Annotated in this window: 13 protein-coding genes; 5 read left to right on the forward strand and 8 right to left on the reverse strand. The window is 73.0% G+C overall.

All coding sequences use genetic code 11. From position 1 onward, the window contains the following. Positions 1 to 19 precede the first annotated feature (19 nt). Positions 20 to 1,405 (reverse strand): NAD-dependent malic enzyme, encoded by a 1,386-nt coding sequence (locus tag E1262_RS10175; RefSeq protein WP_132103019.1) that lies wholly within the window; start codon positions 1,403 to 1,405, stop codon positions 20 to 22. Positions 1,406 to 1,425: 20 nt separating this feature from the next. Between E1262_RS10175 and E1262_RS10180 the strand changes: the two genes are divergently transcribed. Further along, on the forward strand, positions 1,426 to 2,226 hold the full coding sequence (locus E1262_RS10180) for an IclR family transcriptional regulator (RefSeq protein ID WP_132103020.1): 801 nt from the start codon (positions 1,426 to 1,428) through the stop codon (positions 2,224 to 2,226). Between the two features lie 5 nt (positions 2,227 to 2,231). Here E1262_RS10180 and E1262_RS10185 read toward each other — a convergent pair whose 3' ends face one another. Genes E1262_RS10185 through E1262_RS10195 form a run of 3 tightly spaced genes read right to left on the reverse strand, consistent with a single transcriptional unit; the run spans position 2,232 to position 6,141 of the window. Beyond that, positions 2,232 to 3,551, reverse strand: coding sequence for a heterodisulfide reductase-related iron-sulfur binding cluster (locus E1262_RS10185; RefSeq protein ID WP_132103021.1), 1,320 nt, complete (start codon positions 3,549 to 3,551; stop codon positions 2,232 to 2,234). Continuing rightward, positions 3,542 to 4,702 carry an FAD-binding oxidoreductase gene (locus E1262_RS10190; RefSeq protein WP_132103022.1) on the reverse strand — a complete coding sequence of 387 codons (1,161 nt, stop codon included), beginning with the start codon at positions 4,700 to 4,702 and terminating at the stop codon, positions 3,542 to 3,544. Before E1262_RS10190 ends, E1262_RS10185 begins: the two co-directional genes overlap by 10 nt. Beyond that, positions 4,699 to 6,141, reverse strand: coding sequence for an FAD-binding oxidoreductase (locus tag E1262_RS10195; protein WP_132103023.1), 1,443 nt, complete (start codon positions 6,139 to 6,141; stop codon positions 4,699 to 4,701). Before E1262_RS10195 ends, E1262_RS10190 begins: the two co-directional genes overlap by 4 nt. A gap of 266 nt (positions 6,142 to 6,407) precedes the next feature. Here E1262_RS10195 and E1262_RS10200 point away from each other — a divergent pair, with 266 nt between their 5' ends. The 3 genes from E1262_RS10200 (at position 6,408) to E1262_RS10210 (ending at position 8,729) form a co-directional block, all read left to right on the forward strand. Next, a complete protein-coding gene (locus E1262_RS10200; protein ID WP_132103024.1) occupies positions 6,408 to 7,094 on the forward strand; it encodes a GntR family transcriptional regulator in 687 nt (228 codons plus the stop codon). A gap of 73 nt (positions 7,095 to 7,167) precedes the next feature. Further along, positions 7,168 to 7,575 (forward strand): YciI family protein, encoded by a 408-nt coding sequence (locus tag E1262_RS10205; protein WP_132103025.1) that lies wholly within the window; start codon positions 7,168 to 7,170, stop codon positions 7,573 to 7,575. An 8-nt stretch (positions 7,576 to 7,583) separates the two neighbouring features. Then, positions 7,584 to 8,729 carry an RNA polymerase sigma factor gene (locus E1262_RS10210; protein WP_132103095.1) on the forward strand — a complete coding sequence of 382 codons (1,146 nt, stop codon included), beginning with the start codon at positions 7,584 to 7,586 and terminating at the stop codon, positions 8,727 to 8,729. A gap of 76 nt (positions 8,730 to 8,805) precedes the next feature. Here E1262_RS10210 and E1262_RS10215 read toward each other — a convergent pair whose 3' ends face one another. Continuing rightward, a complete protein-coding gene (locus E1262_RS10215) occupies positions 8,806 to 10,374 on the reverse strand; it encodes a DEAD/DEAH box helicase (RefSeq protein WP_132103026.1) in 1,569 nt (522 codons plus the stop codon). A gap of 273 nt (positions 10,375 to 10,647) precedes the next feature. On the opposite strand from E1262_RS10215, the gene E1262_RS10220 reads away from it, so the two are divergent. Next, entirely contained in the window at positions 10,648 to 11,067 is a 420-nt protein-coding gene (locus E1262_RS10220; RefSeq protein WP_132103027.1) for a PPOX class F420-dependent oxidoreductase, read from the forward strand. On the opposite strand, the gene E1262_RS10225 is transcribed toward E1262_RS10220, so the two are convergent. The 3 genes from E1262_RS10225 to E1262_RS10235 are packed head-to-tail and all read right to left on the reverse strand — an operon-like array spanning position 11,052 to position 13,769. After that, positions 11,052 to 12,638 carry a PH domain-containing protein gene (locus E1262_RS10225; RefSeq protein WP_132103028.1) on the reverse strand — a complete coding sequence of 529 codons (1,587 nt, stop codon included), beginning with the start codon at positions 12,636 to 12,638 and terminating at the stop codon, positions 11,052 to 11,054. The genes E1262_RS10220 and E1262_RS10225 overlap by 16 nt on opposite strands. Continuing rightward, positions 12,635 to 13,132 (reverse strand): PH domain-containing protein, encoded by a 498-nt coding sequence (locus E1262_RS10230; RefSeq protein WP_132103029.1) that lies wholly within the window; start codon positions 13,130 to 13,132, stop codon positions 12,635 to 12,637. Before E1262_RS10230 ends, E1262_RS10225 begins: the two co-directional genes overlap by 4 nt. After that, positions 13,125 to 13,769 carry a TetR/AcrR family transcriptional regulator gene (locus E1262_RS10235; protein WP_132103030.1) on the reverse strand — a complete coding sequence of 215 codons (645 nt, stop codon included), beginning with the start codon at positions 13,767 to 13,769 and terminating at the stop codon, positions 13,125 to 13,127. Before E1262_RS10235 ends, E1262_RS10230 begins: the two co-directional genes overlap by 8 nt. Between the last annotated feature and the right edge of the window lie 205 nt (positions 13,770 to 13,974).

The following is a 13,974-nucleotide window of genomic DNA, read 5'->3' on the forward strand; positions in this document are numbered from 1 at the left end:
ATGGGGCACAGCTCGGCGGTCAGCCGGCCTGGGCGGCGTGCTTGACGGCGGCGGCGACGGCCGGGGCGACCTCGGGGTCGAACACCGACGGGACGATGTAGCTGGCGTTCACCTGCTCCGGGCCGACGGCGTCGGCGATGGCGCGGGCGGCGGCGAGCATGGCGGCGTCGGTGATCTCGTGCGCTCCCGCGTCGAGCATGCCGCGGAAGAAGCCGGGGAAGGCGAGCACGTTGTTGATCTGGTTCGGGAAGTCCGATCGGCCGGTCGCGACGACGGCGGCGTGCTCGCGCGCGGCGATCGGGTGGACCTCGGGGTCGGGGTTGGCCAGCGCGAACACGATCGCGTCCGGCGCCATCGTCGCGATGTCCTCACCGGTGAGCAGGTTCGGCCCGGAGACGCCGATGAACACGTCCGCGCCGGCCAGCACCTCCTTGAGCGAGCCGGTGACGCCTCGCGGGTTGGTGTTCTGGGCGATCCAGCGGCGGAACTCGTCGCGGCCCTCGCCGTTCGGGTGGACGGCGCCGCGGCGGTCGCAGGCCACGATGTCGGTGACGCCCTGGGCGTGCAGCAGCCGGATGATCGCGTGCCCGGCCGCGCCGACGCCGCTCACGACGACGCGCACGCCGTCGAGCGGCTTCCCGACCACGCGCAGCGCGTTGTAGAGCGCGGCCAGCACCACGATCGCGGTGCCGTGCTGGTCGTCGTGGAAGACCGGGATGTCGAGCAGCTCGCGCAGCCGTGCCTCGATCTCGAAGCAGCGCGGTGCGGCGATGTCTTCGAGGTTGATGCCGCCGTACACCGGCGCCAAAGCTCGAACGATCTCGACAATGCTTTCTACGTTCTGGGTGTCGAGGCAGACCGGCCAGGCGTCGACGCCGGCGAACTGCTTGAACAGCGCCGCCTTGCCCTCCATGACGGGGAGCGCGGCGGCCGGGCCGATGTTGCCCAGCCCGAGCACGGCCGACCCGTCGGTGACAACGGCGACGGTGTTGCGCTTGATGGTGAGCCGGCGGGCGTCCTCGGGGTTCTCGGCGATCGCCAGGCACACCCGGGCGACGCCGGGCGTGTAGGCGCGGGAGAGGTCGTCGCGGTGCTTGAGCGGGACCTTCGGGTTGACCTCCAGCTTGCCGCCGAGGTGGATGAGGAACGTCCGGTCGCTCACCTTCCGGACGGTGACGCCGGCGACCTGCGTCAGCGCCTTGGTGATCGACTCGGCATGGTCGGAGTCGACGGCGTCGCAGGTGACGTCGACGACCAGGCGGTCGGCGAAGGACTCGACGACGTCGAGGGCGGTCAGCGCGCCCCCGGCCGTGCTGACGGCGGCGGCCAGGCCGCTGGTGGCCGTCGACGAGGACGGCGCCTCGACTCGGACGGTGATCGCGTATCCCGGGCTGGGCGTTGCCATGCTCTGATCTCCGTATTCGTATGGCGGACGTTAGTATCTGCTTTGTGGAAAACGACGCGTCGAGGGCTCGCTCGGGTGGCGTGCAGTCGGTCGAGCGCGCGTTCGGCCTGCTCGAGACCATGGCCGACCACGGCGGCAGCATGGGGTTGTCCCAGCTGGCCACGGCCTCGCAACTGCCACTGCCGACCATCCACCGCATCGTCCGTACCCTCGTCGACCTCGGCTACCTGCGTCAGGAGCCGTCGCGTCGCTACGCCCTCGGCCCGCGCCTGATCAGGCTCGGCGAGAGCTCCTCGACCATGCTCAGCACCTGGGCACGGCCGCAGCTCACCCATCTGGTCGACGAGCTGGGCGAGTCGGCGAACCTCGCGATGCTCGACGGTGACCAGATCGTATACGTGGCGCAGGTGCCCTCGCGCCATTCCATGCGGATGTTCACCGAGGTCGGCCGCCGGGTCTGGCCGCACTGCACCGCCGTCGGCAAGGCCGTGCTGGCCACCCTGCCGGCGCGGACGGTGCACGAGATGCTGCAGCGCACCGGCATGCCGCAGCAGACCGAGCACACCATCACCGACCCGGCCGAGTTCGGCCGCGAGCTCGCCCGCACGGCGGACCGCGGCTACGCCGTCGACGACGGCGAGCAGGAGATCGGCGTGCGGTGCGTCGCCGTCGCGGTGCCGGACGCGCCGTCGAAGCTGGGGCTGTCCATCTCCGGGCCGACGTCGCGGGTCACCGACGACCTCGTCGCCCGCGCCGTCCCGTTGCTGACCCGCGCCGCCCGCGACCTCTCCGAAGAGCTGAGCGGGCAGGCCCGGGCCTGACGCCGTCATCGTCGCGCCTTCTCCAGCGGGACACCGCGGATGGAGGCGTCGAGGATCTCGATCGGGTGCACGAGCGGGATGTCCGCGCTCAGGAACCGGCGCACCTGCAGCAGGCAGCCGGCGTTGGCGGTGGCGATGACGTCGGGCGTGGTGGACTCGATGTTCGCGGCCTTGCGCCGGCCGAGCTCCTCGGCGGTGCCGGGCTGGACCAGGTTGTAGATGCCGGCCGACCCGCAGCAGATGTCGGCCTCCGGGATGTCGGTGAGCTCGACGCCGGGGACGGAGCGCAGCAGGTCGCGCGGCTGCCGGCGGATCCGCTGGGCGTTCGCCAGGTGGCAGGCGTCGTGGTACGCGACCTTGGCCGCGATGAGGTGCCGGGGCGCCCGGGGTTCCAGCTCGGCGAGCAGCTCGTTGACGTCGCGGACGGACGCGGCGAACCGGGCGGCCCGCTCGGCGTACGCGGGGTCGTCGCGCAGGAGTAGCCCATACTCCTTCATGGACGAGCCGCAGCCCGCGACGTTGACGACGACGGCGTCGGCGTTCGCCTGCTCGAACGTGTCGATGAGCTTCCGTGCGCGGGCGGCGGCGTCGTCCTCCAGACCGGCGTGCAGGTTCAGCGCGCCGCAACACTGCTGGCCCTGCGGCACGACGACCTCGCAGCCCTCGGCCGCCAGCACCCGCATCGTCGCGGCGTTGACGTCGCCGAACAGCACCCGCTGCGCGCACCCCTCGAGCATCGCCACCCGCAGCCGCCGCTCTCCGACCGCCGCCGCGCCACGGTCCAGCCGGCGGAACAGCGACCGCACCGGCACCGGCGGCAGCAGGTCCTCGGCGGCGCGCAGCTGGGCCGGCATCCGGTTCATGATGCCGAGCCGGTGCGTCAGCCAGCGCAGCCCGAGCCGCCGGTAGAGCACGCCGAGCGCCGCGGCGGCCCGCATGCGCGCCGGGTACGGGAACACCGCGAAGATCGCCTTGCGGACCAGCCGGTCCAGGCGCGTGCGCGGGACGTGCCGCTCCAGTTGCGGGCGGGTCGCCTCGAGCAGCAGGTCGTACTGCACGCCCGATGGGCACGCCGTCACGCAGGCCAGGCATCCCAGGCACGAGTCGATGTGCCCGGCCATCGTGCGGTCGAGCGGGATCTCGCCGCGCTGGGCCAGGTCCATGAGGTAGATGCGGCCGCGCGGGGAGTCCATCTCCTCGCCGTCGACGAGGTACGTGGGGCAGGTCGGCAGGCAGAACCCGCAGTGCACGCAGTCGTCCAGCAGGTCACGCCGCGGCGGGTGGTGCGCGTCGAACGAGCCGGTGTCGCCCGGGGTCAGAACCATGGCGCGAATCTCCCCTTGCCGAGCCGATCGTTGGGATCGAAGGCGCGTTTGACCGCACGCAGGACGGCGACCGCCGGCGGCGGCTCGCCCCATGCGGGCAGCTGGTCGCGCAGGCCGGGTGTCCAGCGGCAGACGGTGGCCGCCGGCGCCGCGGCACGCAGGGCGGTCACGACGGCGGCATGCTGACTCGCTGTGCCACCGCGGAGCCGGACGGTGTGCGCGCCGGCGAACGGGCTGCTGGTCATCGCGGCGTCGACGTCGTGCGCGGCGGCCTCGCGGGCGACCAGGGCGGCCAGCGACGGGGTGCGGTCCGGCGCGGTGCCGAGGCGGACGACGGTGTCGCCCTCGGCGCCGCGGACGAGGTCGGCGACGGCCGCCCAGTGCGCGGCCGCCCGCTCGTCGTCGCCGGGCAGCCACTCCGCGCCGTCGCCGGCCAGCGCCATCGCGCGGCGGCCGCGGTCCTCGACGCCACCCGCGGTGCCGTCGAACCGGGCGAGCAGGACTCGCCCGCACCACTCCACCGCCACCGGCTCCAGCGAGCCGTGGATCAGCCGGCCGCCGAGGTCGAACGCCGCGGCCGCGTGGCACGGCACCGCCAGCGTCGCCGTCGCCGACGGACGTGGGTGCAGCCGGAGTACCACCTCGGCCAGCACGCCCAACGTGCCGAGCGAGCCGTGGAACAGCTTCGCGAGGTCGTAGCCGGCGACGTTCTTGATGACGTGGCCGCCCGAGCGTGCCACGGTCGCGTCGGCCAGCACCACCGTCACGCCGATGACGCTGTCGCGCGACGCGCCGAACGTGTGCCGCACCGGGCCGGCGTCGGCCGTGGCCACGAGCCCGCCAACGGTGGCGCCGGCGGCCGCGAGGGCCGGGTCGAGCGCCACCCACTGAGCGTTCCCGGCCAGCGTCTCCTGCAACGAACGCAACGGCATGCCGGCCTGCACGGCCACCGTCATGTCGGTGGGGTTGTAGCTGATCAGGCCGCTCATCGCGGTGGTGTCGAGGACGGCGTCGTGCTCGGGCGCGCCGCCCCACTCCACGGCGGTCCCGGCGCCGGCGACGGCCAGCCGCTCGCCGGCCCGGGCGCTCTCGGCCATCGCGTCGCGCAGGTCGGCGAGGGTGCTCGGCCGGTACGTGGTCACGGTGCTCATAGCCGCTCGATCACCCCGGCCTCCTCCAGCGGGTGCGGCCGGTAAGGGCCGGGCCGCTCGCCGCACAGCCGCGGCGTCGGGAACACCTTGCCGGGGTTGCACAGGCCGTCGGGGTCGAACGCCGAGCGCAGCCGGAGCATCGTCGCGAGGTCGTCCTGGCCGAACATCCGTGGCATCGAGCAGGCCTTGTCCGCACCGATGCCGTGCTCGCCCGACAGCGACCCGCCGAGCTCGACGCACAGCTCGGCGATCTGGGTCGACAGGTGCTCGGCACGGTCGTGCTGGCCCTCGCCCTCGCTGTAGAGGACCAGCGGGTGCAGGTTGCCGTCGCCGGCGTGGAAGACGTTCGCGACCCGGATGCCGGCGTCGTCGGCCATGGCGGCGATGCGGCCGAGCACCTCGGCCAGCCGGCCGCGCGGCACCACGCCGTCCTGCACGAAGTAGTTCGGGCTGATCCGCCCGACCGCGGCGAACGCCGCCTTGCGGCCCCTCCAGATCAGCGCGCGGTGCTCGGCGTCGGCGGCCACCATGATCTTCGTGCTGCCGTTCCGGCGGCAGATCTCCTGGACCTCGTCGAACTGCTCGGCGACGTCGTCGGGCGGGCCGTCCAGCTCGACGACCAGCGCGGCGGCGGTGTCCGGGGTGTAGACGCTCTCGGTGGACGCGGCGACCGCCTGGATCGCCAGGTTGTCGAGCATCTCGACGGCCGCCGGCACGATGCCCGCCGCGATGATCCCGGTGACCGCGTCGCCGGCGCCGGCCACAGTCGCGAAGTCGGCCACCATGGTGCGTATGGCGGCCGGCTTGGCCAGCAGCCGCACGGTGACCTGGGTGACGATGCCGAGCGTGCCCTCGGAGCCGATGAACGCGCCGAGCAGGTCGTAACCGGGCAGCTGCGGCGACTCGCCGCCCAGCCGGGTGACCGTGCCGTCGGCCAGCACGACCTCCGCGGCCAGCACGTGGTTGACCGTGAAGCCGTACTTCAGGCAGTGCGCGCCCCCGGAGTTCTCCGCGACGTTGCCGCCGATGGTGCAGACCTGCTGGCTGGATGGGTCCGGCGCGTAGTAGAGCCCGTACGGCGCGGCGGCCTTGCTGATGTCGAGGTTCGTGACGCCAGGCTCGACGACGGCACGCAGGTTGACCGGATCGACCTCCATGATGCGGCGCAGCCGCTGCAGCGAGATGACGATGCCGTCGGCCACCGGCAGCGCGCCGCCGGACAGCCCGGTGCCGGCGCCGCGGGCGACGAACGGGACACCGTGCCGAGCGCAGACCCGCACGGCGGCGGCGACCTCCCCGGCGGACCGGGGCAGCACCACCATCGCCGGCTGGACGCGATAGCCGGTGAGGCCGTCGCACTCATAGGTACGCAACCGGGCCGGATCGGTGATGACGTTCTCGCGACCCAGCGCCTCTACCAGCTCGGCAGACCAGCTCATATTCCACGATCCGGAATACAACACCTCGCCATACGGATACCTTAGGACCGCCCGATGGGCCGGTCAACCGGATCCATCGGGGCATCGTTCCGCCGCCGCCGCCGCTCGTGGCACAACCTATAGGATCACCGCCGCGTTTCTGTTGTGTTGCCTCGCCGTAAATCCGCTGGAACGGCACCTGATCTGCGTTGTTGTCCGTGCACGCGACTCGGAGTAGAGCGGTTGATCAGATAGGATCTCGCTGTTCGCGCGGAGGGAGTTGCATCGTGTCCACGGGCGCCGTGACCACCGGCATCGCCGGCCTCGCACCGCTGAATCGCATGCAACGCGCCGGACGCACCGCGCCGCACGTCCGCGACCTCCTGGAAGAGGCGATTCTGCAGGGTGTGCTGCTGCCCGGCGCCCACCTCAACGCCGACGGCCTGGCCAAGCAGCTCGGTATCAGCCACATCCCGGTCCGTGAGGCGCTGCGCGCCCTCGGCGTCGACGGGTGGATCGAGTTCCGGCCGCACCAGGGCGCGTTCGTCCGCGGCCGCAGCGAGCAGGAGCTGGCCGACCTGTTCGAGAGCCGAACCTTCCTCGAGGCGCAGGCCGCCGCCCTGGCCGCTGAGCGGCGCACCGGCGAGCAACTCGCCATCCTCGACGACATCCTCGCCCGGCAGCGGCAGTCCACCGACCCGATCGAGCTGGCCCGCATCAACGCGGAGTTCCACAGCGCCATGGCCGACTGCTCGCAGAACAACCTCCTGGCCGGGTTCGTGCGCATGCTGAGCATGCGGGCGCGGTTCTACTTCTCGACGGTCCCGCCGCAACGGCAGGACACCTCTCGGCGCCAGCACGAGGCTTTGGTCGACGCGATCCGGCGGCGCGACAGCGCGGCGGCCGGCCAGCTGGCCCGCGACCACGTCGCCGCCACCCGCCGCGACGTGCGGGCGGAGCTGCTCGCTCCCTGAGCCCGGGCCCGACTGCGTCCCCCGGTGTGAACACGGCCAGAATGGGTCGCACCAGCACCGAGGAGAATCCACGATGGCCAAGTACCTGCTGCTCAAGCACTACCGCGGCGCACCGGCGGCGGTCAACGACGTGCCGATGGACCAGTGGACGCCGGAGGAGATCTCCGCCCACGTGCAGTACATGCGCGACTTCGCCGCCCGGCTCGAGGAGACCGGTGAGTTCGTCGACCACCTGGCGCTTTCGCCGGAGGGCACCTTCGTCCGCTACGACGGCGAGGGCCGCCCGCCGGTCACCGATGGCCCGTTCGCCGAGACCAAGGACCTCATCGCCGGCTGGACGGTCATCGACGTCGACAGCTACGAGCGGGCGCTCGAGCTGGCCGGCGAGCTGTCGGCCGCCCCCGGCGCGGGCGGGAAGCCGATCCACGAGTGGCTGGAGGTGCGTCCGTTCCTGGCCGTGCCGCCCACCATCGCCGAGTGACCACGCCGGTGGACGAGGTCCTGCTGCGCAGCCTCACGCCGAACGTGCTGGCGATCCTCGTTCGCCGCGGAGCCGACTTCGCGACGGCCGAGGACGCCGTACAGGAGGCGCTGGTCGAGGCTGTGCGCGTCTGGCCGGACGGCCCGCCGCGGGACCCGAAGGGCTGGCTGGTCACCGTCGCCTGGCGCAAGTTCCTCGACGCGACCAGGGCGGCGGCGGCCCGCCGCCGGCGCGAGGACCTCGTCCAGGAGGAGCCGGCTCCCGGGCCCGCGCCCGCGGTGGACGACACCCTCCAGCTCTACTTCCTGTGCGCCCACCCCTCGCTGACGCCGTCGTCCGCGGTCGCGCTCACGCTGCGCGCCGTCGGCGGGCTGACCACCCGCCAGATCGCCGCTGCCTACCTGGTGCCCGAGGCGACCATGGCGCAGCGCATCAGCCGGGCCAAACGCACAGTGTCGGGCGTGCGGTTCGACCAGCCCGGCGACGTCGCCACCGTCCTGCGCGTCCTGTACCTGGTCTTCAACGAGGGCTACTCCGGCGACGTCGACCTCGCCGCCGAGGCCATCCGGCTCACCCGTCAGCTGGCGGCGGCGATCGACCATCCCGAGGTGTCCGGGCTGCTCGCCCTCATGCTGCTGCACCACGCCCGGCGTGCCGCCCGGACCGCGCCGGACGGCAGCCTGGTCCCGCTCGCCGAACAGGACCGCGGCCGGTGGGACACCGAGTCGATCGCCGAGGGCGTCCAGATCCTGCAGGCGGCCCTCGCGCGCGACCGGCTGGGCGAGTTCCAGGCCCAGGCCGCCATCGCGGCACTCCACGCCGACGCGCCCACCGCCGAGGAGACCGACTGGGTGCAGATCGTCGAGTGGTACGACGAGCTCGCGCGCCTGACCGACAGCCCGGTCGTCCGGCTCAACCGCGCGGTGGCCGTCGGCGAGGCGGACGGACCGCGCGCCGGCCTCGCGGCGCTCGCGGAGCTGGACGACTCGCTCCCCCGGCACGCCGCGGTGGCGGCGTACCTCCACGAGCGCGACGGGGACCTGGCGACGGCGGCACGGCTGTACGCCGAGGCGGCGCAGAAGGCGCCCAACCTCGCCGAGCGCGCCCACCTGACCCGTCAGGCCGCCCGGCTCAACGCCCGCCCGAGTTCTTGACGGCCCGGAGACGACGACGCGCCGCCGCGAACCCGGCGGGGGTCGCGGCGGCGCGCCTCGTGTCTGGTGCGGGCCGTCAGTCGCGGCGGCGGTAACCCGACGGGCGGCCGCGTCCGGCGCCGCCGCCCTTGTACGGACGACCGGAGCGGTTCGGGCGGCTGCCGTTGCCCGACGACCGCGGCCGCTCGCGCTCCTGCGCCATCGCCGGAGCGTCGGCGAGCGCCGTCGGCGTGATGGGTCCCTCGACGGCGCGGGCGTCGACGTTCTTGGCGGTGACGCCCGCGCGGCGGAGCAGGTCGCCCAGCCCGCGCACCTGCCGCGGGGTCGCGACGGTGACGACGGCGCCCGTGGCGCCCGCGCGGGCCGTACGGCCCGAACGGTGCAGGTATGACTTGGGCTCGCCGGCCGGGTCGAAGTGCACGACCATGCCGACGCCGTCGACGTGGATGCCGCGGGCGGCGACGTCGGTGGCGACGACCACCTTCGCCCGGCCGGACTTGAACCGGTCGAGGTTGCGCTCGCGGACCCGCTGCGACAGGTCGCCGTGCAGGTCGACCGCCGCGACGCCGGCGTCCTCGAGGTCCTCGGCCAGCCGGGTGGCGCCGTCCTTGGTGCGGGTGAAGACGATGCTGCGCGGGTTCGCCCGCATCAGCTCGGTCATGACGTCGAGCTTGTTGTGCGGGCCGACCACGAGCACGTGGTGGTCCATCGTCGTGACGGAGTTGGCGTCGGGGTCGATCTCGTGCTTGGCCGGGGCGTTGAGGTGCCGCCGGACCAGCTTGTCGACGTCGCCGTCGAGCGTGGCCGACAGCAGCATCCGCTGGCCGCCTGCGGGCGTGGCGGCGAGCAGCTCGTCGACGACCGGGAAGAACCCGAGGTCGCACAGGTGGTCGGCCTCGTCGAGCGCGACGACCTCGACGTCGTCGAGCTTGCACACGCCCTTCTCGATGAGGTCGCTGAGCCGGCCCGGGGTGGCGACGACGACGTCCGCGCCGCGGTCGAGCCGGCGGATCTGCCGGTCGTACGGCGCGCCGCCGTAGACGGTGACCATGCGCAGCCGCAGCGCCTCGGCCAGCGGCTCGAGCGCCGTGGTGACCTGGCCGGCCAGCTCGCGGGTCGGCACGACGATGAGCGCCCGCGGGCGGTTGGGCTCGCTGCGCGCGCCGTCGAGCCGGGCGAGGATCGGCAGGCCGAATGCCAGCGTCTTGCCGGAGCCCGTGCGGGCCCGGCCGAGCACGTCGCGGCCGGCGATGGCGTCGGGCATGACCGCCGCCTGGACGGGGGTCGGCTCGACGATGCCGTCGACGCCGAGGATCTTCACGACGCGGTCGGGCACCCCCATGCCGGAGAACGCCGAGCCGGCCGGGTCGAACGCCTCGATGGCGGCCCGGCGGGCGGGGTCGAAGGAGCGGCGGTCGTTGGGGCGGCCGCCCTGGCGGCGGTCGCCGCGGAACGGCCGGCGGCCGTCGCCGTCGCGGCGGAAGCCACCCTCACGGCGGAACCCGCCGTCGCGGCGGAAGCCACCCTCACGCCGGTGGCCGCCGTCTTCGCGCGGACCACCGCTGCGGTCGGATCGCGGGCGGTAGCCGGAGGAGGAACGGGAATCGGTGCCGGTAGAACTGCCGGCAGGGTCGTACGAAGTCACTGTGCTCCGAATCGGTAGAGCGCGGGGCGCGCACCCCAGCGCGTCCGCAAGCGGGCGGACGCACGGTGGGCCTTCGAGGGGCGCGGGGTACCCGACTTTCCCTCGACGTTCCACCGTCACAGAATTCGGGCACGAATCAGGCCCCGTAGATACACGAGGCCTTGGCTTGGTGTCAGTCTACCGGTTCGCGACCCGTCAGACACCTCGGACGACGGAGATGCTCATCACTCGCCGCAGGAATGCGACCGGCGGTGAGGTGCGTTGGTCGCGGACATGAGCGACGACTCCCTCCGCAAGCTCCTCGCCGCGCACCGCCTGGGCGTGCTGGCGACCGTGAAGCGCGACGGCCGGCCGCAGGTGTCGGTGGTGACCTACGTGTACGACCTCGGCCCGGACCTGATCCGCGTCTCGATCCGCGACCCGCTGGCCAAGACCCGCAACCTGCGTCGCGACTCGCGGGCGACGCTGCAGGTGACGGCGCCGGGCGGCGGCTCGTGGGTGGCGGCGGAAGGGCTGGCGGAGCTCACGCCGGTGGCCCGCGATCCGCACGACGACACCGTCGAGGCGCTGGTGGAGCACTACCGCGACGCTCGCGGCGAGCACCCGGACTGGGACGACTTCCGCGCCGCGATGGTTCGCGACGAGCGGGTGCTGCTGCGGCTGCCGGTCGATCATGTCTACGGCCGGGCCTGAGCCTCCACCGGCGCCGGGTCCGCGGCCGGAGCCGCCGCCGGCGCCGTCGACCGAAAGGCCGTGAGCAGCCCTGGCACCGCGCGGTCGGCGAGGTCGACCGCCTCGGCGGAGTCGACGTCGATGGCCTCGTAGGCGCCGTATCCGGCCGCCGTCGTCACCTGGACGGTGGCCAGGCCGAGCCGTCGCTGCAGCAGCGACTGCCTGAACGTGACGCCGACGACGGCGCGGCTCTGCAGCGCCGCGGTGCTGCGGCTCCAGGCGCCGGACCGCGTGACCAGGTAGCCGTCGGCGACGGTGTGCCCGAGCGACCGGTACGCCACCACGGCCAGCGCCAGCGTGATCGGCAGCAGCCCGAGCCCGGCCAGCCAGACGCCGTCCGGCATGGCGTCGATCAGCGTGGTGAGCCAGGCCAGCAGACCGGTGACGATCGCCGTCGCGATGAGCGCCCAGCCGACGCGGCGGCGCAGCGCCCGGCGCGGGTGCGGCCGCAGCGAGCGGTCGAGCGGGCTCTGGCCGGTCTCGAGCACCCGGGCGGCCACCCGGCGGGCGACGGAGACCGGCCCGCGCGGCAGAATCTGTGCCGACGGCGTCAGGCTCCAGATGCTGAGGCCGGTGGAGATCACCGTGGTGTCGGCCATGCCCATCCACCGCCAGAGCAGTGGCTCGTCGATCTGCACGCCGCGCAGGCGGTTGTCGTCGCGGTTGACCTCGCGCGTCTTGAACAGGCCCTGGGTCGTGCGCAGGACGGTGCCACGGTCGCCGGGGACCCGGGCCAGCACGAACCGCCAGTTCTCGGTGAAGAAGTTGATCGCCAGTCCGACGACCCCGATGACGCCCACCGTCGCCACCGCGACGACCACCGTCGACGCCGTGCCGATGGCGTCCCAGTCGGCCAGGCCGCGGACGAACCCGGCCGGGTCCAGGCCGAACAGCTGCAGCGCCCAGTAGGTGCCCCATAGCAGGCCGGCCGCCATGAGGAACGCCCAGAAGCTGAACATGTTGTAGACGACCCAGGACCGCTCCAGCCGGGCGAACACCTGCTCGTCGCGCGGCACCGGCGCCGCCTCGGCGACCACCTCGGGTTCCGCCGACCGCTCCGCCGGCCCGCCGGGGAGCAGCTCCTGCCGCAGCCTCTGCGCCGTCTCGACCCGGACTGCGTCGAGGGTAAGCGCCGCCTCGCCGGCGGCACTGTGCTGGCCGGCGCCGACCGTGATGACGCGCAGCCCGGTCAGCCGATGCCGGAACTTCGCCGACGTGTCGACGCTGCGGATGCGGTCGCGCCGGATCGATCGGTGCTGCCGGACCAGCAGCCCGGTGCGCCGTTCGACGTACTCGTCGGTGATGCGGTAGCGCGTCTTGACCCAGCGCAGCAGGTCGGCCAGCCCACCGAGCACGCCGACGCCCGTCGCGACGAGGATCGGGCCCATGGTGCCCCAGCTGATCTCGGCGTCGAAGAACGCGATGGCGACGCCGGCCGGGACCATCGACAGCACCGTCTTGGCGGAGTCGACCCAGACGACCCGGGTGTCCAGGCGCTGCCACGGCACCTCGTCGAGGGGCTCGGTGCTCATGTCGCGTCGCCTGGGGTGCGCTGGGTGATCCTGGCCAGCTCCGCGGCCACCTGAGCGGCGACCCTCGCGTCCATGCCGGGCACCTTGATCGGCCCGCGCGACGACGCCGTGGTCACCTCGAGCGTGGCAAGCTTCAGTGCCTGCTCGAGCGGGCCGCGGATGGTGTCGACGGTCTGGATGCGGGAGATCGGCGCCACCCGCCACTCGCGGACGACCCAGCCGGTGACGGCGTAGACGGCGTCCTCGGTGACCTCCCACCGGTGGACGGCGTAGCGCCACAGCGGCATGACCAGGGTGACGACGGCGCCCCAGATCGCGCCGACGAGGAGGATCGGGCCCAGCCACGACCGGGCCGAGTCGAAGATCAGGTACGCCCCCGCGAGCAGGCCGGCGAGGATGCCGAAGCCGAGTGCCGACTGCAGCGCCCACAGGCCGACGGCCCGGCGCTCGACCCGGTGCTCGGGCGGCCGCAGGGCGATCGGCTGCTCAGCCACGGCCGATCCGGCTCAGCCGGGACCGGCGCACGGCCAGGTCGTACGTCATGGACAGCTCCTTCGCGTACGCGTCGACGTCGGTCTCAGGATGGGCGAACAGCTCGCTCGGGATCGCCTCCAGGCTGCCGAGCAGCGTGACCGCCATGAACCGCGGCGAGAAGTCGCGGAACTCGCCGTGCTCCTGGCCCTCGCGCAGCAGCTGCTCGATCTGGCCGACGGAGGTCTCGCGCTGCGACCGGACCAGCTCGCGGTTCTCCTGCCCGCCCACGCCGGCGAGCACCTGGCCCAGCGCGAGCACGTGCCGGCGGTGCGTGTCGCAGAACGTCACGAACCCCTCGATCAGCCGCCGCAACGCCTCGCGGTAACTGGCGGCGTCACCGATGCGCTCGGTGAGCCAGGCGTCCATCAGCGCGTTGATGTCGGCCACGACCTGCTGGAAGAGCTCGGCCTTGTGGTCGAAGTGGTACGAGATGAGCCCAGCGCTGATGCCGGCCTGCTCGGCGATGCGTGCGAACGACGTCTTGGCATAACCGACGTCGGCCAGTGTCTCGATGGCCGCGGCGACGATCTGGTCGCGGCGGGCGGCCTCGATGAAGGACCGGCTCCTCTGGTCGGTCGCCTCATTTCTTGGTCGCATGACCAAAATTCTAGCGACACCTTCAGAAGTCGGCTAAGCGGCGAGCCACAGATGAGGCTCTTCGCCGGGGACGCAAGCGTTGGCGGGAGTCCACGTGGTGAGATCTGCCGGTGATTCGGGGGCCATCACCAGGACTTCTCCCGCATCACGAGGCCTGCATGCCTGGTGAAGCGGGAGAAGTCCTAGTGAGGTACGCGATCGCCCC

Source organism: Jiangella aurantiaca (assembly GCF_004349105.1).
GTDB classification, from domain to species: domain Bacteria; phylum Actinomycetota; class Actinomycetes; order Jiangellales; family Jiangellaceae; genus Jiangella; species Jiangella aurantiaca.

Bases quoted from the DNA above. Each gene is read 5' to 3' on its own strand.
- E1262_RS10175 (WP_132103019.1), bottom strand. From the start codon at position 1,405: ATGGCAACGCCCAGCCCGGGATACGCGATCACCGTCCGAGTCGAGGCG.
- E1262_RS10180 (WP_132103020.1), top strand. From the start codon at position 1,426: ATGGCGGACGTTAGTATCTGCTTTGTGGAAAACGACGCGTCGAGGGCT.
- E1262_RS10185 (WP_132103021.1), bottom strand. From the start codon at position 3,551: ATGGTTCTGACCCCGGGCGACACCGGCTCGTTCGACGCGCACCACCCG.
- E1262_RS10190 (WP_132103022.1), bottom strand. From the start codon at position 4,702: ATGAGCACCGTGACCACGTACCGGCCGAGCACCCTCGCCGACCTGCGC.
- E1262_RS10195 (WP_132103023.1), bottom strand. From the start codon at position 6,141: ATGAGCTGGTCTGCCGAGCTGGTAGAGGCGCTGGGTCGCGAGAACGTC.
- E1262_RS10205 (WP_132103025.1), top strand. From the start codon at position 7,168: ATGGCCAAGTACCTGCTGCTCAAGCACTACCGCGGCGCACCGGCGGCG.
- E1262_RS10220 (WP_132103027.1), top strand. From the start codon at position 10,648: ATGAGCGACGACTCCCTCCGCAAGCTCCTCGCCGCGCACCGCCTGGGC.
- E1262_RS10225 (WP_132103028.1), bottom strand. From the start codon at position 12,638: ATGAGCACCGAGCCCCTCGACGAGGTGCCGTGGCAGCGCCTGGACACC.
- E1262_RS10235 (WP_132103030.1), bottom strand. From the start codon at position 13,769: ATGCGACCAAGAAATGAGGCGACCGACCAGAGGAGCCGGTCCTTCATC.